A 22,847-nucleotide genomic window follows, 5' to 3' on the forward strand; every position below is an offset into this window, starting at 1 on the left:
CGTCCACCACACCGGCACCGACGAGATCATCACGCCCGCCCGGTGGCGTCCACCACACCGGCACCGACGAGATCATCACGCCCGCCCGGTGGGTGATGGGCGGTGGCCCTGATCCGGTCCATCACCTGGTGCGGTGTCCACTGCGGAAACCTCGAGCGGATCAGCGCCGCCAGCCCGCTGACCACCGGAGCGGCGAAACTGGTGCCGCTCAACGGCGAGTCGTCGAGGGTATCGGCCAGCGCATCGCCGACGGTACTCAACGAGAGCACCGCTTCGCCGGGCGCTGCCACATCCACCCACGGACCGGGCAGGGTGAACGCCGAGGCGACGCCGCGCGAGTTCACCGAGCCCACGGTCAGCACGTAGTTGTCGTACCAGGCCGGCGTGACGATCATGGGTTCCTGGGCCCCGCAACCCTGGTCGGTGTTGCCGGCTGCTGCGACGACGACGCTGTTCTTGATCTCGACCGCGTACGCCAGGGCAGCGCCCAGCGCGCGGTCGTCGAGTCCGGTACGGGCGGGCCGGCAGGCCACCGTGGAGATGTTGATCACCGACGCACCCAGGTCGGCCGCGGTACGTACCGCCTTGGCCAGGATGTCGACGTCGCCGATACCTGCGGCGTCGCCGAGTGCCGCGAACCGGGTGCTGGACGCGCGGATGCCGATCACGGTGGCCAGCGGTGCCACGCCGCTGAACCCGTCGGTCACCGGATCCGCTGCGGCCGCGATGATTCCGGCGACCAGGGTGCCGTGTCCATCGCAATCCCGGGTGCCGTCGCCGGTGGAGACGTAGTCACCGCCGCCGATCAGTCCGGGTAGCCGCCGGTGCGGGGCAACACCGGTGTCGATCACCGCGACCCGCTGACCGGCACCGCGAGTGAGCGCCCAGGCCGCCGCCAGGTCCAGCCCGGCGAGCTGGGTCGGGGCCGCACCTGGCCCCAGCGTGCCCACCGCGCACACCTCACGTTGCACCGTTGGCCGCTCCGGCGTGGCCGGCGCCGGGGCAGGAACCAGGGTGCGGTCGACCGGCGGCGGTGTAACCGCGCTGGCCGGTGGCGCGGCCGCCGTCACCGCGATCGTGGCGGCCGCCAGTAGCCGAGCGATCCGGGTACGCGGCACGGCTCAGCCGATACTCAATCCGCGGGCCAGGCTGTAGAACCCGCACACCCAACACGCCAGCGGCGCCAAGGATCCGAGAGCCAGGCCCTCCATCACCTCGGCGACCCGCCGGATCAGCGGGGACGCGGTCGGAGCCGTGAAGCCCAGTCCGAGCGCCGTCGCGACAAGCATCACGGCCAGCGCCGCCGGCCATTGCGCCGTTGTGCTGCTTGCCGCGGCGAGCAGGCCGACCGCCAGTGTGGCGGTACCGCCGGCGATCAGCGCCGCGACCTGCACGCCGTCGGTGTGCGAGCGGGCGCGCAGTGCCAGCGCCATGCCGGCCGTCGCCGCGAACACTGCGCCGACCATGCGGGGCGCCCCGGCACCCGGTGATCCGGCGACCACCGCGGCAGCGCCCAGAGTCGCCGACGCCGCAGTCGCCGCAACCAATCCGGTCACCAGGTGGTGCGTCTCGGCTACCTGCGCCGGCACGGCTTGTCCCCGGCGGAACAACCCGGTGGCCGCGGCCGCCGCTCGGCCGGCGACTCGGAGCATGCCGACTCCGGCGACAACCGCCGCGGCTCCCGCCCGCGGCAGCGCAATTCCTGTCACCGCGACGGTCATTCCCGCGACGGCACCCAGTACCGCCAATCCGGCCAGGCAGCACAATGTGGTGCGCACCAACCCGTTGCAGCCACTCGGTGGGACGGCCATCAGGGCGACCGCGCCGGTGGCCGCGACCGCCAACAGCGCGTTTGGGGCGCCGGGGCCGCCCGGAGTCGCCACGAAGCCGGCCACCCCGGCCAGCCCGGACGCGGCGAGCGCAGCGCTGAGCCGGCAAGCCGCAGGACTCCATGGGCGCTCGATGTTGCGCACCGCGGCCGCCACCTCTTCGGCGGGATCGTCGAACGACACTTGTGGGGCCGGACATTCAGCGTGGCTCAACACCAGGGTGGCGCCATCGCGGATACCTTGCTGAGAAAGGGTTTTCGTGCCGTTTAGTGCGGCTCGTCCCGGCTCGAAGAGCCGATAGGGCCGCAGCGAGTCCGGGCTGGCTAGGCACGGCATCAGCTCGAGGACAGCCGCGATCAGAACCGCCACCGGCACCCTGGACGGGAGCGTCAGATCGGCGTGCGCGTTAGCGGCGTGTACCGCTACCCGACGCAGGCCGGAATCCGGATCTGACACGGCACGTTCTCCTTTCGGCTTCGTTGCTCGCACGCTACTGATCCGGCTGCGGAGAGGATTGCGACTATCCACAGCCGACTTGCCGGTGAAATCGGCGGTGCCTACGGTGTGCCGATGACCGGTCCAGCGCCGACCGCGCTCCCACCCGCGTCGCCATCGCGGGATGAAATTGCGGTCGCTGCACCGCCATCGGTGCCGGACTCCGAGCCGCGGATGATTCTGGCCCGGTTGCTGCCCGCCGCTATGGCGGTGGGCATGCTCGTCGTGACCGCCGTCGCCTACCGCTCGGGCTCCCCGGCCGCACGTAGCCCGCTGTTCGCACTGTTCCCACTGATGATGCTCACCTCCGCGGTGACCGCCGTTGTCGCCGGGCGAAGCCACGGACGTGGCAACGACATCGACGAGGACCGCGAGAACTACCTGGCCTATCTCGCGGACTTACGGAAGTCTTTGGCAGACAATGCTGCGGCCCAGCGGGCTTGGGCGCTGTGGTCGCACCCAGAGCCGGACGCACTCTGGACGTTGGCCGGCGGGGCCCGAATGTGGGAGCGCCAGCTCGGCGACCCCGACTTCGGCTCGGTGCGAGTCGGGATCGGCCCGGCTGTCCCGGCCAGTCGAGTGGTGGCACCCTCGCGCGATCCGGTGCGCGGGGTCGATCCGGTCACCGACGCAGCGCTGCGCCGTTTCCTGGACACCTACGCTGCGGTGCCAGACGTACCTGTCGCGGTGACGGTGCTGGGACCTTCGCCCCTGCTGCTGGATGGCGACAGTGAACGGGCTCGCGGTCTGCTGCGCGCACTGATCTGTCAGCTCGCCGTGCTGCACGGGCCCGATGCACTGCTGATCGCGGCCGTGGACGGTCGGCGTTGCGGCGACTGGGATTGGCTGAAATGGCTGCCGCACCATCAGCATCCGTCGGCCACCGATGCCGGCGGGCCATTGCGCCTGAACTATCCCGGCCTGGCCGCCGCCGAAACCAGCCTGTCCGGCCGCCGGGCCATCGTGGTCAGCGACGACGCCAGCGGCCTTCGGGTGGCGGAGACAGGCGCCCGAGGTGAGGCGCGCCGCCTGCACGTGACCGCGACGGAGCTGCGTGACGCCGATGACCGCCTTGGCCGGCCGGACTTTCTGACCCTCGCCGACGCGGTGGTGTGTGCACGGCGCCTGGCGGCGCACGGGCCCGTCGGCGCCGGGGACGCTCAAGGGTGGGCTCATCTGCTCGGCATCGGCGACATCGACCGCTTCGATGCACCGTCGGAATGGGCACGCGCATCAGCGCAGTCATTGTGCGTCCCGATCGGCACGGACCCGAGCGGAGACCCGGTACGGCTGGACATCAAGGAGGCCGCCGAGCACGGTAGTGGACCGCACGGGCTCTGTGTCGGAGCCACAGGTTCGGGCAAATCGGAGTTCCTGCGCACCCTGGTGTTGGGCATGGCGGCGCGGCATTCACCCGAGGAACTCAACCTGGTGCTGGTCGACTACAAAGGCGGCGCAACCTTTCTCGGTTTCGAGCAGGTCAACCATGTCAGTGCGGTCATCACGAACCTTGCCGACGAGGCGCCGCTGGTGGAGCGGATGCGCGACGCGCTGGCCGGCGAGATGCAGCGGCGCCAGCAACAACTGCGCGCCGCCGGGGCGCCCAGTATCGCCGCATATCGGCAGGTGCGAACGGCGCAGCCGCAGCTGCCGTCCCTGCCTGCACTGCTGGTGATCGTCGACGAGTTCGCCGAGCTATTGCACCAGCAGCCCGACCTGCTCGACACCTTTGTCGCCATCGGCCGGCTGGGCCGGTCGCTGGGAATGCACCTGTTGCTGGCCAGCCAGCGGCTCGAAGAGGGCAGGCTTCGGGGTCTGGAATCGCATCTGTCCTATCGGGTGTGTCTCAAGACGATGTCGGCGGCCGAATCCCGGATAGTGCTGGGCAACGGCGAGGCATACGAACTGCCCAACATTCCCGGAGTGGGGCTCTTGCGCACCGCAGACGGCACGGTGCGGCGATTCCAGACGGCCTACGTCTCCGGGATGTGCCCTGCTGCCCGGACTGATCCGATCGCGGTCCGCCCGTTCACCGCCGCGCCACTGGGCCCGGTAAGGGAAGCGGCCGAAGCGGGCGGGCGCACCCTGCTGCAGGCAATGCTGCAGCGATTGTCCGGGTACGGCCCGGCGGCGCGACCGATATGGCTGGCGCCGCTGGGAGATTCCCCAGCTCTGGGAGCACTCCTCGACGCAGGCTACGCTGATCTGACGGTCCCGATCGGCATCGTGGATCGGCCCTTTGAGCAGCGTCGGACTACCTTGTCGCTTCGGTTGGACGGCGGCGGCGGACATGTCGCTGTCGTGGGTGCCCCGCAGTCGGGCAAGTCGACCGCGCTGCATACCCTGATCGCGGCGCTGTGCGCCACCCACGATGCGACCCGGGTCGCGTTCTACTGCTTGGACTTCGGTGGTGGGACGCTATCGGCGCTCCGAACCCTGCCGCACGTCGGTGCCGTCGCCGGCATTGGGCAACCGGACCTGGTCCGGCGGGTGGTTGCCGAGATGGAGGCGATCGTGGCGCGGCGCGAAGCCCAGCGAGCCGACCGCATCGCGCAAGACGAACGCCCGGCCGCGGACGTGTTTATGGTGATCGACGGATGGTCCGCGCTGTGCCGCGAAATCGAGGTGGAGGCCAGGATTGTCGCGCTGGCCGCCCGCGGGCTGTCCTTTGGCGTGCACGTGATATTGGGTGCGTCGCGGTGGGCCGAGGTGCGGCCCGCCTTGCGGGACCTGATCGGCACCCGTATCGAGCTGAGGCTGGGGGATCCGGCCGAGTCCGAACTGGACCGCCGCCAGGCCCAGCGGGTGCCGCAGGGCCGGCCCGGACGCGGCCTGACCCACGACGGCATGCACATGCTGCTGGCCCGCCCGCAAGGCTGGGAACCGATGCGGCACCCGGACGGTGCCGTCGCGCCGCCGATCCGGCTGCTGCCGGCCGTCGTCGACCGGGCCGAGCTGGCGGCGACCCCTGCTGGCCTGCCGGTTCTGGGCGTGGACGAACGCGGACTCGAGGCTGTTCCGATTGATTTCGGTCGCCAACCGCACCTGCTCGTCGTGGGCGGCAGCGAGTGCGGCAAGACCTCCGCGCTGCGAACGTTGTGCCGGGAGCTGGTCCGATGCCACGCCGTCGGCCAGGCTCAGCTGCTGGTGGTCGACTACCGGCGCGGCCTGCTGGACGTCGTGCCGGCCGGGCACTTGGCCGGTTATGCGATGTCGCGGCCGGCGCTGACAACACTGCTGCCGGAGCTGATCGACCGGCTGGCGAGGCGGATGCCCGGTGCCGACCTCAGACCGCAGCAACTGCGCGCCGGGTCGTGGTGGTCTGGCCCGCACTTGTACGTGGTGGTCGATGACCACGACCTGGTTGCCGCCGGCACCGGCAATCCGCTGGCACCACTGCTGGAATACCTGCCGCACGCAGGGGATCTCGGACTGCACCTGATCGTGGCCTGTCGCAGCGGGGGAGCGGCCCGGTCGATGTACGAGCCGTTGCTGACCGCGCTGACCGATCTGGGCGCGATGACGCTGACGATGAACGGTTTGGCCGGCAGTGCCGCGGACGCCCCGTGGGGTCCGGTCCGCCCGGTGCCCCTGCCGCCCGGGCGCGGCACCCTGGTCACCCGGTCTGACGGCGAGCGGCTTATCCAGGTGGCTTGGGAGCCATGAGCGCATGTCATCGTGCGGTGATCGAGGCAGGTCCCGTATCGATTCGCCGATTATGTTGCGGCGGAGTGGAATCAGTCGACGCTGTAGCGGCGCTGGAGTGGATCGATGACCCGGTCGGACTGGTCGGCGGGCAACCGGTGTCGATGGCGGAGCTGCTACGCGACGTACTGGTCTGCCCGCTGCCTGGCGAGTCGGTCGAGCTCATCCACCCATCCTGGTGGCCGGTTCGAAGGGTGCAACTGCTCACGGCGGCGGCGCGAGAGCTGACCGGCGAGGTCGTGACCCGTTCGCGTGCAACGCTACTGGCGTGTGCATTCCGCGCCGCGGTCGTGGTGGAGATCGCCGCGGTCCTGGTGGCCGTCACCGGAGCCGAAGGCGCTGATGTCGTTGCCGAGCCGCGCATCGGTTCCCCCGACGAGGTCGCCGACGCGGTGGCACACCGGATACGTGCGGCGGTTCGGGGTCACCCCGCAGTGGTCGTGATCGACGCACCGGCCGGGATTGGCGGGGCGGGGTTGCTCTCGGCGCTGATCGAGCAGCGGCTGCGGCCCGAGGTGCGGGTGACGGTGGTCGATCGGCTGCCGCCGATCCGCCGCGCCGTCGATCCGCCGGTCGCCGAACCGGCCCCTTCCGGTCGCCGGTTGTGGCTGGGCCCAGCCGCCCTGGTCGGCGGTGTGGTGGCGCTGGCCCTGCTGGCAGGTCACGCGGCGCGCCCGGACATCGAGAATCCCGTGACCTATCTCGTGGAAAGTCATGTGGCGGTGCAGGTTCCGTCTGATTGGGTGACGCGACGGGTGACGGATGGGCCAGGTTCGGCCCGGGTGGAGGTGGCGTCGCCCGGCGACCCGCAGCTGGTGCTGCACGTCACCCAGGCGCCCGCCGCCGGCGATACCCTGACCGCCGTCGCCGAACCGTTGCAGCGAGCACTGCGACGCGCTGACGCCGAGACGCCCGGGGTGTTCACCGGTTTCAACCCCGCCGGCACCAGCGCGGGTCGGCCTGCGGTGACCTATCGAGAGGTGCGCGACGGCCACCACGTCGACTGGGCGATCGTGGTCGACCGCGCCGTGCGCATCGGCATCGGATGCCAGAGCGGACCGGGTGGCGAGGCCACCCTGCGCGCGGTGTGTGAGCAGGCGGTGCGCTCTGCCCACGCCGTCAGCTGAGGGTCGATGCCGCCAAACGTCAAACGGGGGGATTTGCGCCACTGGCTGGGAGAGCTGCCGTGAGTCCGGCCATTCGGACCACAGGCCGGCCGGTGGACAATGCACGCAGGCCAGCTCCTCAGCGTCGTTGGGCCTAAATCACCGCCCCCACCAGCATGAGCGGTGCCAGGCCGATCAGCGCCGCCAGTGGTTCGCCGATGGCGGCCAGCGGGTCGCCGGCAGCCAGCTGGGTTTCGAACAGGTTCCAGGCGACCTGGGGCAGGGTGAAGAACAGGGTGCTGCCCATGTCGATGGGCGGCAGACCGGTGTGGGTCAGCGACAGCTCCTGGAGGCCTTCGGCGTACCAGTTCGCGGCGCCGGCGAGGAAGGTCGACAGATAACTCGTGATGTCCTCCCACGACCCGTCGAGGTTGAACGCCGCGGTCGCCGAGTTCAGCAGTGGCCCCAGCACGTCGGACATCGTTTTCGGTGAGATCAGCTGGTAGTTCGCGGGATCGATCAGGTCCTGGTAGGCGTCGGTGAATCCCTGCAGCACACCGTTCCACAGCGCCTCGGGCACCTGGTCGAGGATGCTTTGGTCGGGCAGGAAACCCATCGGGGTGGCCACATCGGCGTAGCCGGGCGACCAGCCGTTGTCGATGCTGCCGTAGCCCAGGTTCACCAACACAGACAGCGCCGGCTGCAGCAGGTCGGCCAGCGGATTGCCGAACACCGGCAGCAGCCGAAGCGGGGCCAGCAGCGGCAGGCTCGGCGACTCGATCATGTAGTAGCTGGTCAGGCTGTCGGGATCCAAGGTCGGCAGCGGCACGGCGTTGCTGATCTGCTCCGGCGTCAACCCCAGATACGCGACATGGTTGAAGAGGATGCCCAGATACGCGTTGAGGTCGGCCAGCAGATTGATCGGGTATTTCGGGAAGTCGGCGAAGCCGTCGTACTCATAGGTGTAGACCGAGGTCGGCGACACATCCGATGGGGCGGCGCCGGAAAACGTCAGCCCCAGGTGTACGGCGTCGGGGTTATCGCCGAACGGGACGGCGAACCGTTCCAGCAACCCGCCGTTGGGGTTGTTCGGGTTGCCCAGCAGCACGAAGTGCACATTCGCGGGATCAATGCCCTCCTGCTCCAGTCGCGCCATCAGCAGCGAGTCGATGGAGGCGCTCTGCGAGTAGCCGCTCACCACGACGGGGTTGTCGGCGCTGACTCCACCGGTCGCGATCTGCCGCTGGATCGCCTCTTCGATGATCTGCATGCCCCGGGCTGTCGAATTGTCGAACGTCATGCTGAACGGCCCGGTGAACGGATACAGCGACTGCGGTGTGGTCACCGGCAGAAGGTCGCCGGTGAAGCCATGTGGTTGCAGGTACAACCTGTCGAACGCGTTGAGCCAGCCCTGGCTGGGGGTTGCGACGAAGCTGGCGCCCATGATCAGGGCGGTGCCGTCCCCGAGCGAGGATCCAGTGCCGGCTAAGAGCACCGGCGCCGATGTTGCCGCTGGTTGCACCGGCGGAACGACCAGCGCACCGGCGCCGGTGATGACCAGTCCAGCGGTGAGACAGACGCCCAGAGTGCGTTGCATTTCCCCTCCTCGATGCAGACGACGGGCCCACGCCGCAGTCAGCTCAAGGCTTACGGTCCGCGTTCCGCATTTATGTCATCCAGGCGGTGGCTCTAGAAGCGGAATGCGCAGAATCGACGCCGGGTGGACGCCCACGGTCGAGGGAACCGAAGCCAGCCGAACGCCGTCGAACTACATATCAGCGCGACTCGATCGCGGCCGCCGACGGCAGGAGACGATGTGAGCACACCCGCAGCCACCAGCACACTCAGCGCCGACTTCGACGTCATGCGCGCCGTCGCGGCGGCCACCGACGCCCGCAACGAGGAGATCCGCGGGATGCTGCAGGCGTTTGTCGGTCGAATGCGGGCGGTGCCGCCGTCGGTGTGGTCGGGCCTGGCGGCCGCCCGGTTCCAGGACGTCGTGGACCGCTGGAACGCCGAATCCCTGAAGCTGCACCACGCGCTGGCGCGCATTGCCGAGACCATCCGCCACAACGAGCGGGCGCTGCGCGAGGTCGCCCAGGCCCACTCCCACCACATCGCTGCCGCCGGCGACGGAATCTGAGCGGAGACCCAGATGGATGCCGCATTGTCGTACAACTTCGACGAGATCGAATATGCCGTCCGCCAGGAGATCCACTCCACGGCCGCCCGGCTCAACGGGGCCCTGGAGGAGCTGCGGTCGCAGATCGCCCCCCTGCAGCAGGTGTGGACGCGGGAGGCGGCCGGTGCCTACCACGCTGAACAGCTGCGATGGCAGCACGCGGTCAGCGCGCTGAACCAGATCCTGTTCGACCTTGGCGGCGCCGTCCGCGACGGCGCCGCCGACGTTGCCGACGCCGACTGTCGCGCCGCGGGAGCTTGGGGGAGGTAGGAGAGGCCGCCCCTAACACGGTGTGGCCCCGGAGGATGGAGAGCCGACGGGGCCACACCGGCTCCCACGCCGGCGGTCACCGTTTTGACCCCCGCGGATCGCCGCCGGTAAGCTGCACCGTTGGCGTGCGGTGCCTAGTGGCACAGCGGGTTCTCGGGTCAATGTCGGTCGCCGAGAAATCACCCCGCGTTCACGCCGGACCGGCACCCGGCTCGCTCCGGGATCCGCTAGAACCGGGAACGCCCGGCTCGAGTAAAAGAAGAGGTAAGCGCTGTGCCCACCTATGCGCCGAAGGCGGGTGACACCACACGTTCGTGGTACGTCATCGACGCCACCGACGTGGTGCTCGGCCGGCTCGCCGTTGCGGCAGCAACCCTGCTGCGCGGCAAGCACAAGCCGACATTCGCACCGAACGTTGATGGCGGTGACTTCGTCATCATCATCAACGCCGACAAGGTCGCCATCAGCGGCGACAAATTGCAGAAGAAGATGGCTTACCGCCACTCGGGCTACCCGGGCGGGCTGCGCAAGCGCAGCATCGGTGAGCTGATGGAGACCCGTCCCGACCGCGTCGTGGAGAAGGCGATCCTCGGGATGATCCCGCACAACAAGCTGGGGCGTCAGATTCAGCGAAAGCTGCACGTCTACGCCGGCCCGGTGCATCCGCACACCGCTCAGCAGCCGATCCCGTTCGAAATCAAGCAGGTGGCGCAATGACCGAGACCGCATTTGAGGGTACCGAGGCCATCGACGAGGCCGCCGAGGCCTCTGAGGCCAGCGCGGTTGACGAGACCGTAGAGGTGCACGAAGAGGCCGCGCCGGCTTACCAGCCGCACGACCTGGGCCGTCCCATCCAGACCGTCGGCCGCCGCAAGGAGGCAGTGGTGCGTGTGCGCCTGGTGCCCGGCACCGGCAAGTTCAACCTGGACGGACGCACCCTGGAGGCCTACTTCCCGAACAAGGTGCACCAGCAGCTGATCAAGGCTCCGCTGGTCACCGTGGACCGGGTGGACAGCTTCGACGTCTACGCCCACCTCGACGGCGGCGGCCCCTCCGGCCAGGCCGGTGCGCTGCGGCTGGCGCTGGCCCGCGCGCTGATCCTGGTGCAGCCCGAAGACCGTCCGGCTCTGAAGAAGGCCGGCTTCCTGACTCGTGACCCGCGGGCCACCGAGCGCAAGAAGTACGGTCTCAAGAAGGCCCGCAAGGCTCCGCAGTACAGCAAGCGCTGATCTGCGATTGCATTCTGGCAGCGAGTTGGGGGTGCCTTCCGCACGCGGAAGGTGCCCCCGGCTTGCGTTTGAGGGTGCGTGTTTTCGGTCCGATACCGGCGTGTCGGGCCGGAGACACGCGCGCTCGCGGCGATAAAGGATAGTTATGGGTCGACTTTTCGGCACCGACGGCGTCCGCGGGGTTGCCAACCGCGAGCTGACCGCCGAGCTGGCGGTCGCACTGGGCGGCGCGGCGGCCCAGCGGCTCGCCACCGGTACCGGTCGCCGGGTGGCCGTCGTCGGCCGTGACCCGCGGGCCAGCGGAGAGATGCTGGAGGCCGCGGTCATCGCCGGGCTGACCAGCCAGGGCGTCGACGCACTGCGCGCCGGTGTGCTGCCGACCCCGGCAGTGGCCTATCTGACCAGCGCGTATGAAGCCGACTTCGGGGTGATGATCTCCGCCTCGCACAACCCGATGCCGGACAACGGCATCAAATTCTTCGGCCCGGGTGGACACAAACTCGACGACGCGACCGAGGACCAGATCGAAGACCTGGTGGCCGCCGGACCGGGCTTGCGCCCGATCGGCGCCGAGCTGGGCCGGGTGGTGGACGCCAAGGATGCGCTGGACTGCTACCTGCGGCACCTGACCGAAACCCATCCCACTCGGCTGGACGGCCTGACCGTGGTGGTGGACTGCGCGCACGGCGCGGCATCGGACGCGGCGCCGCGGGCTTACCGGGCCGCCGGGGCCACCGTGATCACGATCAACTCCGATCCCGACGGGCTCAACATCAACGAGGGGTGCGGCTCGACGCATCTGGAACCGGTGCGCGCCGCGGTGCTGCACCACGGCGCCGACCTGGGCCTGGCGCACGACGGTGACGCCGACCGCTGCCTGGCCGTCGATGCCGCCGGCAATGTGATCGACGGTGACGCCATCATGGTCGTGCTGGCACTGGCCATGCGTGACGCCGGAGAACTGGTCGACGACACCCTGGTGGCGACCGTGATGAGCAATCTCGGGTTGCACCTGGCCATGCGCGAGGCCGGGGTCACCGTGCACACCACCGACGTCGGCGACCGCTACGTTCTCGAGCAGTTGCGGGCCGGAGGATTCACGCTCGGCGGTGAGCAGTCCGGTCACATCGTGCTTCCCCAGGTGGCCACTACCGGTGACGGCATCATCACCGGCCTGCGTCTGATGGCACGAATGGCGCAGACCCGGACTCCGCTGGCCGCCCTGGCCTCGGCGATGCGCACGTTGCCGCAGGTGCTGATCAATGTCGAGGTCACTGACAAGGCCGAAGCGGTGGGCCGCCCCGCCGTGCGTGACGCGGTGCAGCGTGCCACCGACGAACTCGGTGCCACTGGACGAATCCTGTTGCGACCGTCGGGAACCGAGCAGCTCGTCCGCGTGATGGTGGAAGCCTCCGATGAGGAGACGGCGCGCCGGATCGCGGCAGATGTCGCCGACGCGGTACGCACTCGGAACTGAACCCGCGGTTCAGCGAATCTCGGGGAACCAGGGAACCCGTCCAACGCTGTCGCCGTCATACCCGTATGGGACGACAACAGCTCTACCTCGACGCCGCCGCGCTGCGGTCGGTGGCGGACCATTTCGATGCGACCGCGTCGGCCATTGATACGGCTTCCGGCATCCGGTTGGGCGGGTTGATATTCGACGGCGGTGTTGCCGGACGCGACCATATCGGCCCGGGTGAGGCGTTACGCCGTGGTCTACAGGCGTGGTTGCCCGAGCTGATGCGCTGGTCGCGGGCCAACGCCGAGATCGCCACGGCACTGCGAGTCGGCCTGGTGCGCTATGGACAGGCCGATACCTCTGCGGCCGAACGGGTCGGCTGACGTGGCCCAGCGACACGATGTGTCCGGCCGGCTGGCCGAGGGGCGTGAGGCGGTCACGCACCTGCAGACCTACGTGGCGGCCTGCCAGCGACGGGGATATCGGCATCCGGAGCTCACCGGCTACGAAGGACAGCTCGCCGACCACTACGACAGCGAAGCCGGCCTGGACCTGCGAGCGCTCGATGCCGACTGTGTCGGTATGTACGCACTGGCTGACGCTGCCGACGAGGCACTGCGCGCGCAACGACAGCAACTGGTCGAGTTGGACGGTGCTTGGCGCGGTCCGGGCGCCGACGTGGCCGCGGAGTTCCTGCGCCAGCACTGTGACGCCGCGGCGCAGCTGACGGCCCGGCTGCGCGCCGTGGCCGGCGCCTGTGGCTCGCTGCGGGATGAGCTGTGGCGGTTGGTCGACGCTAAGGTCGCCGCGGTGTTGGCCGTCGATGAGCGGGCGGGCGCGTACCGGTCGTCTTGGCTGGCGGCAGCCCACGCGGTGGCCTCCGGCTCCGAGGACGAACGTGCCACCGAGGTGGTCGACAAGCAGGTGCTGCCGTACGTGGACAACGATGTCCGCGTCGAGTGGGTGGCCGCGGTCCGGTCGGCGCGGGACGGCATTGATGCGGCCTACGGCGCCGCGGTCGCGGCGGCCGAGCCTGGGCCGGGCGTGGTGTTCGCGCTGCCGGGGGACCTGGGACCGGTGGGTCAGCCCGCCGCGGCGGAGCCCGTTGTGCCGTTTTCGGTTGCGCCGATGCCGGGTCTTGCGGAGGTTCCGCCGGCGCAGCCTGCCGCGGTGGCGCCGGGCCCGCCGGGGCCGGCAGTGGGCGACCCGGCGCCCGCCGGACCGCTCGATGCCCTGCCGGGTGATCTTGGCTCGCTTGGAGTGCCCGGCCTGCCCGGCGACCTGGGGTTGCCGTCGACGGGACTACCGGGCGGCGCGGGTGGTGGGCTCGGCGGCCTCGCGGGCCTGGGCGGGCTGATCCCGCGGCTTATCGATGCGCTCGGCGATCCCGGCGCCGACCAGGCGCTCGACGAGCCGTTCGATGAACACGCCCGGGGCGACCCTGAACCCGAAGACCCCGCGGGCCCCACCGATTCCGAGGACGCCGGCGACTCCGAACCGGCAGGCCAGACCGCCGGTGCGGCTGAGGAACCCGAGCCGGCCGAACTGTCGGAAGACATCGGTCCGCGGCCGGGAGCCGAGGAAACCGCGGACACCGAAGACGCCGACCAGCCCGGCGAGGCGGACGACCCCCCCGGGCCGGCCGCTGATGTCGCGCCGAAGACCCCCTGTGAGACCGCCGCCGAAGAGTTGCCGCAGGTAGGGGAGTGATCCGAGCACTCACATCATGATGCGGTTAAGAACGCATCATGATGCGCATCGGAGTACGATGCTGAACGTGAGGACAACCGTGGTCATCGACAGCGACGTCGCTGCCGAGATCGAGCGGCTTCGGCGGCAGGGGCTGGGGATCAGCGAGGCGCTGAACCTGCTCGCCCGCCGCGGTATCGCCGCATCGGCCAGCGCCCCCGGGTCTCGGTATCGTCATCGCTCCGCGCCGATCGGCCTGAAGGTCGATGTCACCAACGTGGCGCAGGTGCTGGACCTGCTCGATGATGACCGGTGAGCCGCGATGCTCCTAGACGCGAACCTCCTGATGTACGCGGTCGACGCCGATAGCAAACACAATCCCGTGGCCGCGGCGTGGCTGGAAGAAACGCTGAACGGCGCCAACCGGGTCGGCCTGCCATGGCAGACCATCGGCGCGTTTCTGCGTATCGTCACTCATCCCAGGGTGACTGCCAACCCCTTGACCGGGCCTCAAGCGTGGGCTTACATCGCGGACTGGTTAGCGGTCCCGGTGGTGTGGATCCCGCCCGCGACCGAAACCACCGCACAGGCATACGCCACGATCTGCGCTCAGATCGAAGTCACCGGCAACCTGGTACCGGACGCGCAGCTTGCCGCCCTCGCCATCGAGCACGGCGTCGAACTGGCCTCCGCCGACACCGATTTTCAGCGATTCCCCGGTTTGCGCTGGATCAACCCGCTGGCGTAAGGCCAAGCACCCGGCGCGTCGTTCAGCCCTGCGCGGTTCCCCAGGACTGCAGCGTCGAGACGATCCTGGCTGCCGCCTCCAGTTCTTCCAGAGACAGTTCGCGGGTCGGCGTACGCCACTCGGCGAGGACTGCCAGCCTGCCCTCGACGAAGTTCTGCTTGGACTGGCCGCGCTGGATCTTGCCGCTCGAGGTGGTCGGCAGCGATACGTGGTGCACCAAGACCACGGCGTCGGCCGCGATCCCGTGATGGGTTGCGACCGCCAGTCGAATCGCCTCGATGATCGCATCGAGGTCGGCCTCAGCGGCCTGCGCACTGTCCACCTCGTGGATGATGACCAACTGTCCGACCCCGTTGGGCGGCGCGTCGGTGGCGAAGGCCGCTCCGCGGCCCGAGACCAGCACCGGACTGCACTGCTGCACGGTGAATTCGATGTCGTTGGGGTAGTAGTTGTGACCGTCGATGGTGATCAGATCCTTGCAGCGTCCGGTCGTGAAAATCTCACCGGCACACAGGAAACCGAGATCTCCGGTGCGCAAGAACGGTCCGCGGGCCTGGTCGGCCGGTTCGGCCAGCCTGGCTCCGAACGTCGCCGCCGTTTCCTCCGGCCTATTCCAGTAGCCCTGCGCCACATTGGGTCCGGCGACCCAGATCTCACCGATCTCGTCGGGTCCGCAGAGGCGGCGGGTCACTGGATCGACGATGGCGATGTCGGTCTGCCGGGGCTGACCGCAGCCCACGAACGTCGCGGCGGCGAGGTCCTCCGGTGCCACGTCGACGATGCGGTCCTGTTCCAGCGCGACCCGATCGAGGTAGCGCACCCCGGGTACTCCGGCGGGCGATCCGGACGCCACACACAGGGTGGCCTCGGCCAATCCGTACACCGGATAGCACGACGAGAGCTGGAAACCCGCCGGCGCGAAGGCGTCGGCGAACGCCGCCAGTGAGGTGGCGCGCACCGACTCGGCTCCGTTCATGGCGACTGTCATGCAGGAAAGGTCCAGCGCGGCACGCTCTTCGGGAGTGCTCGTCTCCACGCACCGGTCGTAGGCGAAGTTCGGCGCGGCGGTGATCACGCCCCGATGGGCGGACACCAGTTCCAGCCAGCGCATCGGGCGCTTGATGAACGCGGTCGGTGACATCAGCGCCGTGCTGGCCCCGACGTAGATCATGGACAGGATGCCGCCGATCAGGCCCAGGTCGTGGTGCGGTGGCAGCCAGAACACGCCCCTGGCGTTCTCGTCGCCGTTCCACGACTGGCGGATGGCATCGCAGTTGTGCAGGATGTTGCCGTGGCTCAGCAGCACGCCCTTGGGGGAGCGAGTCGATCCGGAGGTGTACTGGATGGCAGCTGGCGAGTCGATGTTGAGGTCCGGCGTCACCCAGGTGTCAGGGTTGGCGCCTGCATCGGTGAAGAACCACTGCTCGGGTTCCCCTGGAATCCCGGCGACCGCGGCTCGGGTTTCCTCGCTCTTCTCGCTGGCGGTGAGCGCGAACTTCGCGGCCGCGTCGGGGACGACGACCTGCAGGCGCGGCGCCAGTTTCTGATGGACCGGCACCGCCACGGCGCCGGCGTAGAGGCAGCCGAAAAACCCGGCGATGAAGTCCAGGCCCGGCCGCACCAGCACCAGGACCCGCTCGCCGGCGACGTCGTAGCGTTGCAGGTTCGCCGCGATCGCGCGTGCGCGGCGGTCCAGCTCACGAAACGTCAGCTCGCTGCGGCCTTCGTCGTCGCCGTTGTAGGAGAAGCTGAACGCGACCTTGTCACCGAACCGGTCTGCTTGGCGTTGCAGCAGCTCAAACAGGGTTTGGGCGATGGGCGTTGTCACGGTCGGCGTGAAGTCCATAGGCCCATCTTGGTCTGCGGAGTGTCCTGGGCCACATCCGGCCCATCGTCGGCCTGCGGTGCGCTGGCTCAGGACGGCAGTAGGGCGCGGAGCTCCTCGACGTAGCGCAGCGCTTCGTCGGGCCCGGTGGCCAGCGGGCCCACCAGCAGCGTGGTCACGCCGGCCTCGGCGTAGGCGGCGAGTCGTTCGGCCACCAGGCCGCGCGGCCCGACCAGCGAGGTGTGGCGCACCAGCTCGTCGGGCACGGCGGCGATCGCCTCGGCCTTGCGTCCGGACAGATACAGCTCCTGGATGCGATCGGCGGCGGCCCCAAAGCCGTACCGGGTGGCCAGGTTGTGGTAGAAATTGCGGCCTTTGGCGCCCATTCCGCCGATGTACAAGGCCAGTTGCGGTTTCACCCAAGCCAGCCGGTCCTCGACGTCGTCGCCGATGGCCAGCGACGCCCCCACGATGACATCCAGCGGACCCAGCGCCGGATCACGTTTTGCGGCGCCGGCTTTCAAGGACTCGCCCCACACTTCGCCGGACCGTTCCGGGTAGAAGAACACCGGCTGCCAACCGTCGGCGATCTCGGCGGTCAGTGCGACGTTCTTGGGCCCCAGCGCAGCGATCGAGATCGGAATCCGCGCCCGCACCGGGTGATTGATCAACTTCAATGACTTGCCCAGCCCGGTTCCGCGGTCCGCCGGAAGGGGTAGCTGGTAGTGCTCTCCGTCGTAGCTGAGTCGTTCGCGGCGCCACACCGTCCGGCAGATCTCCACCACCTCGCGGGTACGTCCCAGTGGGGCGTCGAACGGTACGCCGTGGAAGCCCTCCACCACCTGCGGCCCCGAGGTGCCCAGGCCCAGGGCGAACCGGCCGTCGGATACGTAGTCCAAGCCGGCGGCTGTCATTGCCAACAAGGTGGGCGTTCGGGTGTAGATCGGCAGGACCCCGGTGAGGAGTTCGACTCGTGAAGTCTTGGCCGCCAGGTAGCCCAGCTGGCTGATGGCGTCGAACGAGTAGGCCTCCGCGACGGCGATCACGTCGATCCCGGCTTGCTCCAGCTCGATGACCCGCTCCACCGCTTCCTTGAAGCCGCCCGCGTAGGCCAGCTGTACACCGATCCGCACTTATCAGACATACCACGGCAGTCAAAACGCGGTATCGGCACAGTGGGGTGGTGCCGGCCGCACCGACTACAACCGCGGCGCAGGACCCCGGCCACCGACCGCTCGGCGGCTGGTGGGCGCCCGAGTACGACACCTCACGGCCGCCGGGTCACTGGCGGGCCCCCACGACCGTGTCGTTCGCGGGGTCGCTTTTATCACATAAGCCGGTCCTCTTGTGGACGGCAGACGTATCCCGAAAAGAACGACTGTCCACTCTCAGGTGAAAAATATGCCGGACCACGAGATATACAAAGTTAACGCCTGTGAGCTTTGAAAACACACGAAAAATACTTGACGGAGATGCTTGTGTCTTAAGTTCCTCACGGATAGTGTTCCGTGACACATCAGTAAGTAAGCGTGAATTCAGGAACAACACGGCAGCGTCACGGCTTCGCAAGGGGCGCCTGCCGAGGGCGGCACCTCACAAAAGGAGATGGCTGTGCAGCAAACTCTTCGCCCCTACGTCACCGCCGGCATTGCGATCGTGGGCTCCGGCCTGATCGCAGCCACCCCGGCGGCAACCCCGCTGGCGAGTGTCCCCACGATCCGAGATGTTCAGCTCAGTGCACTTGGCGATCTTTGGGCGCCGTGGATCGACCAGTACAACATCGCGGCCCAGAACGCCACGGTGCTTGCCAACAACTTCAACGTCGCTCCGAATGTGGTGTTCCAGCAGTTCATCGCCAACCAGTACGCGTTCTTCCAGGAGATCCTCAACGACCCGTCGAAGATCCCCGACGTGGTCAATGAGATGCAGGAACATCTGCGTGGGGTGATGAATGGCTACACCCTGCTCAATGTCGCCGCGGATGACCCGATCGCAGCTACCACGATTCTGCATACCCTCAGTGGTGGTGCCGACCTATCCACCTTCACCCTCGGCCACTCGCTGCTCTTCGGGCTTCTGCCTCAACTGTTGCCGGCCTTCTTGCCCCCCGGTACCGACGTCGAACCGATAAACGCGATCATCAACTTCATCTCGTCACCGATGAGCGGCATGATCATGGGCATGCTTGGGCCGGGGATAAGCCCCTGGATCGCGCTGCTCAATAGCATCAACGACGGCGACGGCCTGAACGAGACCCTGGCCAATATGGCCGGCGCCTTCTTCAACGGCGCCACTCTCGATCTCGGCTTCGTGATACCGCTGCTCGGGGATGCGGTCCCCCCGGGCACCATCTCGCATCTGGATTTCGCGTTCGGTGGCCTGCTTACCCCCGGCTCGGTGGCCAACGCTGACTACACGTACTACGACTCTTCCGGAAACATCGTCGACTCCGTGCCCGCGGTCGGCGGTTCGATCTTCAACAGTGTCGGCCTCGCTATCGACGCGTCGGGTTTTCTGGGGGTACCGCTCACGCTCACCGTTGACAGCCATGGGGTCGGCCCGATCGGCGCCATGATGGGCTGGCAGCAGGCGATGGTCGGCTTGATGGGCGGGGCTGCCTGGAACTGGGACGGCAAGAACCCTGGCCAACCACCCGTGGAGCCGCCGCTGGCCGGATTCTCCTTCCCCATCATCCCCTCCGACCTCTTCGATGACGGCGGCGCCGGCTCCAGCGTGGGGGACACGTTCGATTGGACGTACCTGATGGACGCCCTGGCCGGCCTAGGCGCTTAGGCCGACACAGCCAGCATGTCGCACGACCCAACTGACAAGTCACAACCGCTCAACAGGACTGTTCACAGGAGAGGTGTTCGAAAATGAATCGTCGTCACAGCAGCAGTCAGCGTGGCACTCAGCCGGAGGTGCGCTCGCGGCGCCGCAACCGGGTGGCCGGCGCCAGCAGCGCCGTCGCCGCGTTCCTGGCTTTCGGCATGGCGCCGTTGGCTTCGGCGCCCCCGGCGCAGGCCGACCTCGATGATCTGTTCAACTTCGATTGGCTCTCCGACATGTTCCCGCAGTCGGATGCCTCGCCGGCGGACTTCAGCTTCAACTTCGAGCCCATGCCCGCGGCGGACTTCGGCACGGACCTGTTCACCAACTTGTTCTACAACCCGCTCCACATGGTGATGGAGTTCTGGATCAATAACCCGTTGGGCGAGTTGGTCAACGGTGCCATCAACGACTTCTCCGGGTTGTACCTGATCGGTGATGGTGCCGACGGAACAGCTCTCAATCCCGATGGCGGTGACGGTGGCTTGTGGTTCGGCGACGGTGGCGCTGGCTGGAGCAGCGACGCGGCCGGTGTTGCCGGCGGTAACGGCGGCAGCGCCCTCGGCTGGATCGGCAACGGCGGTGACGGTGGGGCCGGCGGCGCCGGCGCGGCGGGCGGCGACGGTGGCGCCGGTGGCTGGTTCATGGGCCTTGGTGGTGACGGTGGGGCCGGCGGCGACGCCATCACTGCCGGCTTCAGCGGCGGTGCCGGTGGTGACGGCGGTGCCGCGGTGGCCTGGTTCTTCGGCACGGGCGGTAACGGCGGTGCCGGCGGTGACGGTGCTAATGGCGCGGCCGGCACATTCGCCAACGGCGGCAGCGGCAACGGCGGCACCGGTGGTAGCGCCGGCGTTGGCGGTGACGGTGGCCGCAGTGGCTACACCCTCGGCGCCGGCGGCAACGGCGGCGCGGCCGGCACCGCCGGCAACGGCGGCGTGGGGGCTGCCGGTGACGCCACTCACCTCAACGGTGGTAACGGCGGCTGGGCCGGTAGCGGCGCCGCCGGCGGTGTCGGCGGTGAGAAGTTCAACGGCCCCCTCGGTGGGGCCGGCCAGCTCGGCGCCAGCTCAGCCGGCGGTGCCGGTGGCGCCGGCGGCGACGCGGCCAAGGACGGCACCGGTGCCTTCCTCGGCAACGGCGGCATGGGCGGTTCCGGCGGCCAAGGCGGCGGCCTGGGCTACGGGGCCAAGTTCGGCATCGGCGCGGACGGCGGCAGCGGGGGTGCGGGCGGTGCCGGCATCAACGGCGGCCTCGGCGGTAGTGGCGGCAGTGGCGGCGGCGGCTTCGGTACTGGCACCGGGGGCGCCGGTGGTAACGGCGGTGCCGGTGGTGCCGCGACCGGTTCCGCACTAGCTGCGGGCGTCGGCGGGGCCGGCGGTCAGGGCGGCTTCGGCGGTAGCGGCAACGGCACCGGGGCAGCAGGTAACGGTGGCGCCGGTGGAGCCGGTGGTGCTGGCGCCACCAACGACGCCACCGTGAAGACCACCGGTGGAGCGGGCGGTCAAGGCGGTGGCGGCGGATTCGGCTCCAAGGGTCCCGGCGGCAACGGCGGTGCCGGTGGTGCCGGTGGTGCCGGGACCTTCGCCGGTGGTAACGGCGGTAACGGTGGTGGCGGGCAGTACGGCGGCGGCAACGGCGGCATCGGTGGCGCCGGCGGTAGCGCCACCGGCTGGAACGACGGGACCGGTGTGTACAGCAGGGGCGGCAACGGCGGCTCTGGTGGCTTAGGCGCCGGCGGGTCCGGCCTCCTGGGCTTTAACGGTGGTAACGGCGGTGCCGGCGGTGCGGGCGGCGCCGGCGCGACCACCGGCGTCAGCGTGGGCGGCAATGGCGGTGCGGGCGGTGCCGGCGGTGCCGGCGGAGCCGGCCTCACCGGCGGCACGACGAATGGCGGTAACGGCGCTGCCGGCGGTGCCGGCGGCAGCGGCACGGTCATCGGCGGCAACGGCGGTGCCGGCGGCGCTGCCGGTCAGCCCGGCGGTACGGCTGGCGCCGGCGGTAATGGCGGCGCCAGCAGCGGCAGCGCGGTGGCGGCGATCGGGAACCCCCTCGGCATCGCACCCGGTGACGCTCATGCCGGTAACGGCGGTGACGGTGGTGCCGGTGGCGGCCAGGGCGGTAACGGCGGCGCCGCTACCGGCACGGCCAACGGCGGTAACGGTGGTAACGGCGGTGCCGGCACGGCCGGAGCGGCCGGAGCGGCCGGTACCGCACTTGCCGGCAAGGCCGGTGGTAACGGCGGTGACGGCGCGGCCGGCAACGCGGGTGGCAAGGGCGGCGCCGGCGGTTCCGCGACCACCGGTGACGGCGGCCAGGGCGGCAACGGCGGAGTCGGTGGCAGCGGTGGCACCGGTGGCGCCGGCGGTAACGGCGGTACCGACGCCAGTGGCAACGGCTTGGCCGGCGGTAATGGCGGCAAGGGCGGCGCGGGCGGCGCCGGTGGCGCGGCCGGCGCGGGCGGCGCCAGCACCAGCGGAACCGCTGGTGCCGCAGGGACCGTCGGACTCGATGGCAGTGGCGGCGAAGGTGGCGCCGGCGGTAACGGCGGGGCCGGAACGGCGGGCACTGACGGCGCGGCCGGCGGCAACGGCACCAACGGCGGTAACGGCGGCAGCGCCGGCAACGGCGGGGCCGGTGGTACCTCGGGCACCGGCGCCGCCGGCAGCGGCGGAGTCGGTGGCACCGGTGGGGCCGGCGGGGCCGGCGGTAACGGAGGCGCCGGCAGTCAGGGCCAAGACGGCGGTAACGGCGGCAACGGCGGGGTCGGCGGTAAGGCCGGCGTCGGCGGCGCGGCCGGTACCAGCACCAGCGGACCCGCTGGAACTGTCGGCGGCGATGGCGACGGCGGTGCCGGCGGTGCCGGCGGTAACGGCGGGGTCGGCGGTGCCGGCGCGGCGGGCGCTAACCACTCGAACGCGGCCGGTGGCAACGGCAGCGCGGCCGGTGATGGAGGCAACGGCGGCAAGGGCGGTGCCGGTGGCACCTCCGTCGCTGGTAGCGGCGGGTCCGGCGGGGACGGCGGCCTTGCCGGTGCAGGTGGCGCCGGTGGAGCTGGCGGCAACGGCGGAACCAACGCCACCGGCGACGGATTCGACGGCGGCAACGGCGCGGTCGGTGGCACCGGCGGCACCGGCGGCACCGGCGGAGCCGGCGGTGCCAGCACCAGTGGCGCGGCGGGCTCGGACGGTGCTGACCGGGCAGGCGGGTCCGGCGGTGCCGGCGGGGCGGGCGGCAAGGGCGGTACCGCCCAGGGCGCTGGCAACACCGGCGGCGATGGCGGCGACGGCGCGAACGGTGGCAAGGGCGGCAGCCCGGCTGGTCCCGGCGGGGCCGGTGGGGCGGCCGGAACCGGCGGCACCGGAACCGGCGGTGCCGGCAACGGCGCCCCCGGCACCCCGGGCACTGACGGCGCGCCCGGCGCGTAGCCGACAGCGCAACGCGACCACGGTCGCCGAGTCCACCTGGGCTCGGCGACCGT

The 22,847-nt window shown here is 69.7% G+C and carries 17 protein-coding genes and 1 pseudogene; 13 read left to right on the forward strand and 5 right to left on the reverse strand.

Features of this window, described 5'->3' with window-relative positions; translation table 11 throughout:
* Positions 1–44: 44 nt before the first annotated feature.
* A pseudogene (gene mycP / locus EJK91_RS11035) lies at positions 45–1,118 on the reverse strand (type VII secretion-associated serine protease mycosin); the annotation flags it as partial.
* A gap of 3 nt (positions 1,119–1,121) precedes the next feature.
* Positions 1,122–2,285 (reverse strand): EsaB/YukD family protein, encoded by a 1,164-nt coding sequence (locus tag EJK91_RS11040; RefSeq protein WP_164517936.1) that lies wholly within the window; start codon positions 2,283–2,285, stop codon positions 1,122–1,124.
* A gap of 114 nt (positions 2,286–2,399) precedes the next feature.
* On the opposite strand from EJK91_RS11040, the gene eccCb reads away from it, so the two are divergent.
* Positions 2,400–5,990, forward strand: a complete 3,591-nt coding sequence (gene eccCb / locus EJK91_RS11045) for a type VII secretion protein EccCb (protein WP_125078950.1) — start codon at positions 2,400–2,402, stop codon at positions 5,988–5,990.
* The gene (locus tag EJK91_RS11050) at positions 5,987–7,156 is read left to right on the forward strand and encodes a type VII secretion-associated protein (protein WP_125078951.1); all 1,170 of its coding nucleotides are present in this window, start codon (positions 5,987–5,989) and stop codon (positions 7,154–7,156) included. Before eccCb ends, EJK91_RS11050 begins: the two co-directional genes overlap by 4 nt.
* 133 nt (positions 7,157–7,289) lie before the next feature.
* On the opposite strand, the gene EJK91_RS11055 is transcribed toward EJK91_RS11050, so the two are convergent.
* On the reverse strand, positions 7,290–8,732 hold the full coding sequence (locus EJK91_RS11055; RefSeq protein ID WP_046301786.1) for a PE-PPE domain-containing protein: 1,443 nt from the start codon (positions 8,730–8,732) through the stop codon (positions 7,290–7,292).
* A 219-nt stretch (positions 8,733–8,951) separates the two neighbouring features.
* On the opposite strand from EJK91_RS11055, the gene EJK91_RS11060 reads away from it, so the two are divergent.
* The 9 genes from EJK91_RS11060 (at position 8,952) to EJK91_RS11100 (ending at position 14,715) form a co-directional block, all read left to right on the forward strand.
* Entirely contained in the window at positions 8,952–9,278 is a 327-nt protein-coding gene (locus tag EJK91_RS11060; RefSeq protein ID WP_024443782.1) for a WXG100 family type VII secretion target, read from the forward strand.
* 12 nt (positions 9,279–9,290) lie between these two features.
* Positions 9,291–9,587 (forward strand): WXG100 family type VII secretion target, encoded by a 297-nt coding sequence (locus tag EJK91_RS11065; protein WP_024443783.1) that lies wholly within the window; start codon positions 9,291–9,293, stop codon positions 9,585–9,587.
* Between the two features lie 273 nt (positions 9,588–9,860).
* A complete protein-coding gene (gene rplM, locus EJK91_RS11070; RefSeq protein ID WP_024443784.1) occupies positions 9,861–10,304 on the forward strand; it encodes a 50S ribosomal protein L13 in 444 nt (147 codons plus the stop codon).
* Complete coding sequence (gene rpsI / locus EJK91_RS11075) at positions 10,301–10,816, forward strand: 30S ribosomal protein S9 (RefSeq protein WP_024443785.1); 516 nt, start codon at positions 10,301–10,303, stop codon at positions 10,814–10,816. The genes rplM and rpsI overlap by 4 nt, the downstream gene beginning before the upstream one ends.
* A gap of 145 nt (positions 10,817–10,961) precedes the next feature.
* Complete coding sequence (glmM, locus tag EJK91_RS11080; RefSeq protein WP_046301787.1) at positions 10,962–12,293, forward strand: phosphoglucosamine mutase; 1,332 nt, start codon at positions 10,962–10,964, stop codon at positions 12,291–12,293.
* Between the two features lie 65 nt (positions 12,294–12,358).
* Entirely contained in the window at positions 12,359–12,661 is a 303-nt protein-coding gene (locus EJK91_RS11085) for a type VII secretion target (RefSeq protein WP_024443787.1), read from the forward strand.
* A 1-nt stretch (position 12,662) separates the two neighbouring features.
* Positions 12,663–13,988 (forward strand): hypothetical protein, encoded by a 1,326-nt coding sequence (locus EJK91_RS11090; RefSeq protein ID WP_125078952.1) that lies wholly within the window; start codon positions 12,663–12,665, stop codon positions 13,986–13,988.
* Between the two features lie 58 nt (positions 13,989–14,046).
* Positions 14,047–14,283 (forward strand): CopG family transcriptional regulator, encoded by a 237-nt coding sequence (locus tag EJK91_RS11095; protein WP_125078953.1) that lies wholly within the window; start codon positions 14,047–14,049, stop codon positions 14,281–14,283.
* Between the two features lie 6 nt (positions 14,284–14,289).
* On the forward strand, positions 14,290–14,715 hold the full coding sequence (locus tag EJK91_RS11100; protein ID WP_125078954.1) for a TA system VapC family ribonuclease toxin: 426 nt from the start codon (positions 14,290–14,292) through the stop codon (positions 14,713–14,715).
* A 22-nt stretch (positions 14,716–14,737) separates the two neighbouring features.
* On the opposite strand, the gene EJK91_RS11105 is transcribed toward EJK91_RS11100, so the two are convergent.
* Positions 14,738–16,561: a fatty acyl-AMP ligase gene (locus tag EJK91_RS11105; RefSeq protein WP_125078955.1), complete on the reverse strand. Its 1,824-nt coding sequence runs from the start codon at positions 16,559–16,561 to the stop codon at positions 14,738–14,740.
* Positions 16,562–16,629: 68 nt separating this feature from the next.
* On the reverse strand, positions 16,630–17,673 hold the full coding sequence (locus tag EJK91_RS11110; RefSeq protein WP_024443792.1) for an LLM class F420-dependent oxidoreductase: 1,044 nt from the start codon (positions 17,671–17,673) through the stop codon (positions 16,630–16,632).
* A 472-nt stretch (positions 17,674–18,145) separates the two neighbouring features.
* On the opposite strand from EJK91_RS11110, the gene gjpA reads away from it, so the two are divergent.
* Positions 18,146–19,333, forward strand: coding sequence for an outer membrane porin GjpA (gene gjpA / locus EJK91_RS11115; protein WP_125078956.1), 1,188 nt, complete (start codon positions 18,146–18,148; stop codon positions 19,331–19,333).
* Positions 19,334–19,416: 83 nt separating this feature from the next.
* The gene (locus EJK91_RS21770; RefSeq protein ID WP_164517937.1) at positions 19,417–22,794 is read left to right on the forward strand and encodes a PGRS repeat-containing protein; all 3,378 of its coding nucleotides are present in this window, start codon (positions 19,417–19,419) and stop codon (positions 22,792–22,794) included.
* Positions 22,795–22,847: the final 53 nt, after the last annotated feature.

The organism is Mycobacterium sp. P7213 (assembly GCF_900604305.1).
Taxonomy (GTDB): Bacteria; Actinomycetota; Actinomycetes; order Mycobacteriales; family Mycobacteriaceae; genus Mycobacterium.

What these genes read in the sequence shown, in the direction of transcription:
- gjpA (WP_125078956.1), top strand. Translation starts at nt 18,146, where the DNA reads ATGGCTGTGCAGCAAACTCTTCGCCCCTACGTCACCGCCGGCATTGCG.
- EJK91_RS11050 (WP_125078951.1), top strand. Translation starts at nt 5,987, where the DNA reads ATGAGCGCATGTCATCGTGCGGTGATCGAGGCAGGTCCCGTATCGATT.
- EJK91_RS11095 (WP_125078953.1), top strand. Translation starts at nt 14,047, where the DNA reads ATGCTGAACGTGAGGACAACCGTGGTCATCGACAGCGACGTCGCTGCC.
- EJK91_RS11085 (WP_024443787.1), top strand. Translation starts at nt 12,359, where the DNA reads ATGGGACGACAACAGCTCTACCTCGACGCCGCCGCGCTGCGGTCGGTG.
- eccCb (WP_125078950.1), top strand. Translation starts at nt 2,400, where the DNA reads ATGACCGGTCCAGCGCCGACCGCGCTCCCACCCGCGTCGCCATCGCGG.
- EJK91_RS11065 (WP_024443783.1), top strand. Translation starts at nt 9,291, where the DNA reads ATGGATGCCGCATTGTCGTACAACTTCGACGAGATCGAATATGCCGTC.
- glmM (WP_046301787.1), top strand. Translation starts at nt 10,962, where the DNA reads ATGGGTCGACTTTTCGGCACCGACGGCGTCCGCGGGGTTGCCAACCGC.
- EJK91_RS11105 (WP_125078955.1), bottom strand. Translation starts at nt 16,561, where the DNA reads ATGGACTTCACGCCGACCGTGACAACGCCCATCGCCCAAACCCTGTTT.
- EJK91_RS11055 (WP_046301786.1), bottom strand. Translation starts at nt 8,732, where the DNA reads ATGCAACGCACTCTGGGCGTCTGTCTCACCGCTGGACTGGTCATCACC.
- EJK91_RS11100 (WP_125078954.1), top strand. Translation starts at nt 14,290, where the DNA reads ATGCTCCTAGACGCGAACCTCCTGATGTACGCGGTCGACGCCGATAGC.
- rpsI (WP_024443785.1), top strand. Translation starts at nt 10,301, where the DNA reads ATGACCGAGACCGCATTTGAGGGTACCGAGGCCATCGACGAGGCCGCC.
- EJK91_RS21770 (WP_164517937.1), top strand. Translation starts at nt 19,417, where the DNA reads ATGAATCGTCGTCACAGCAGCAGTCAGCGTGGCACTCAGCCGGAGGTG.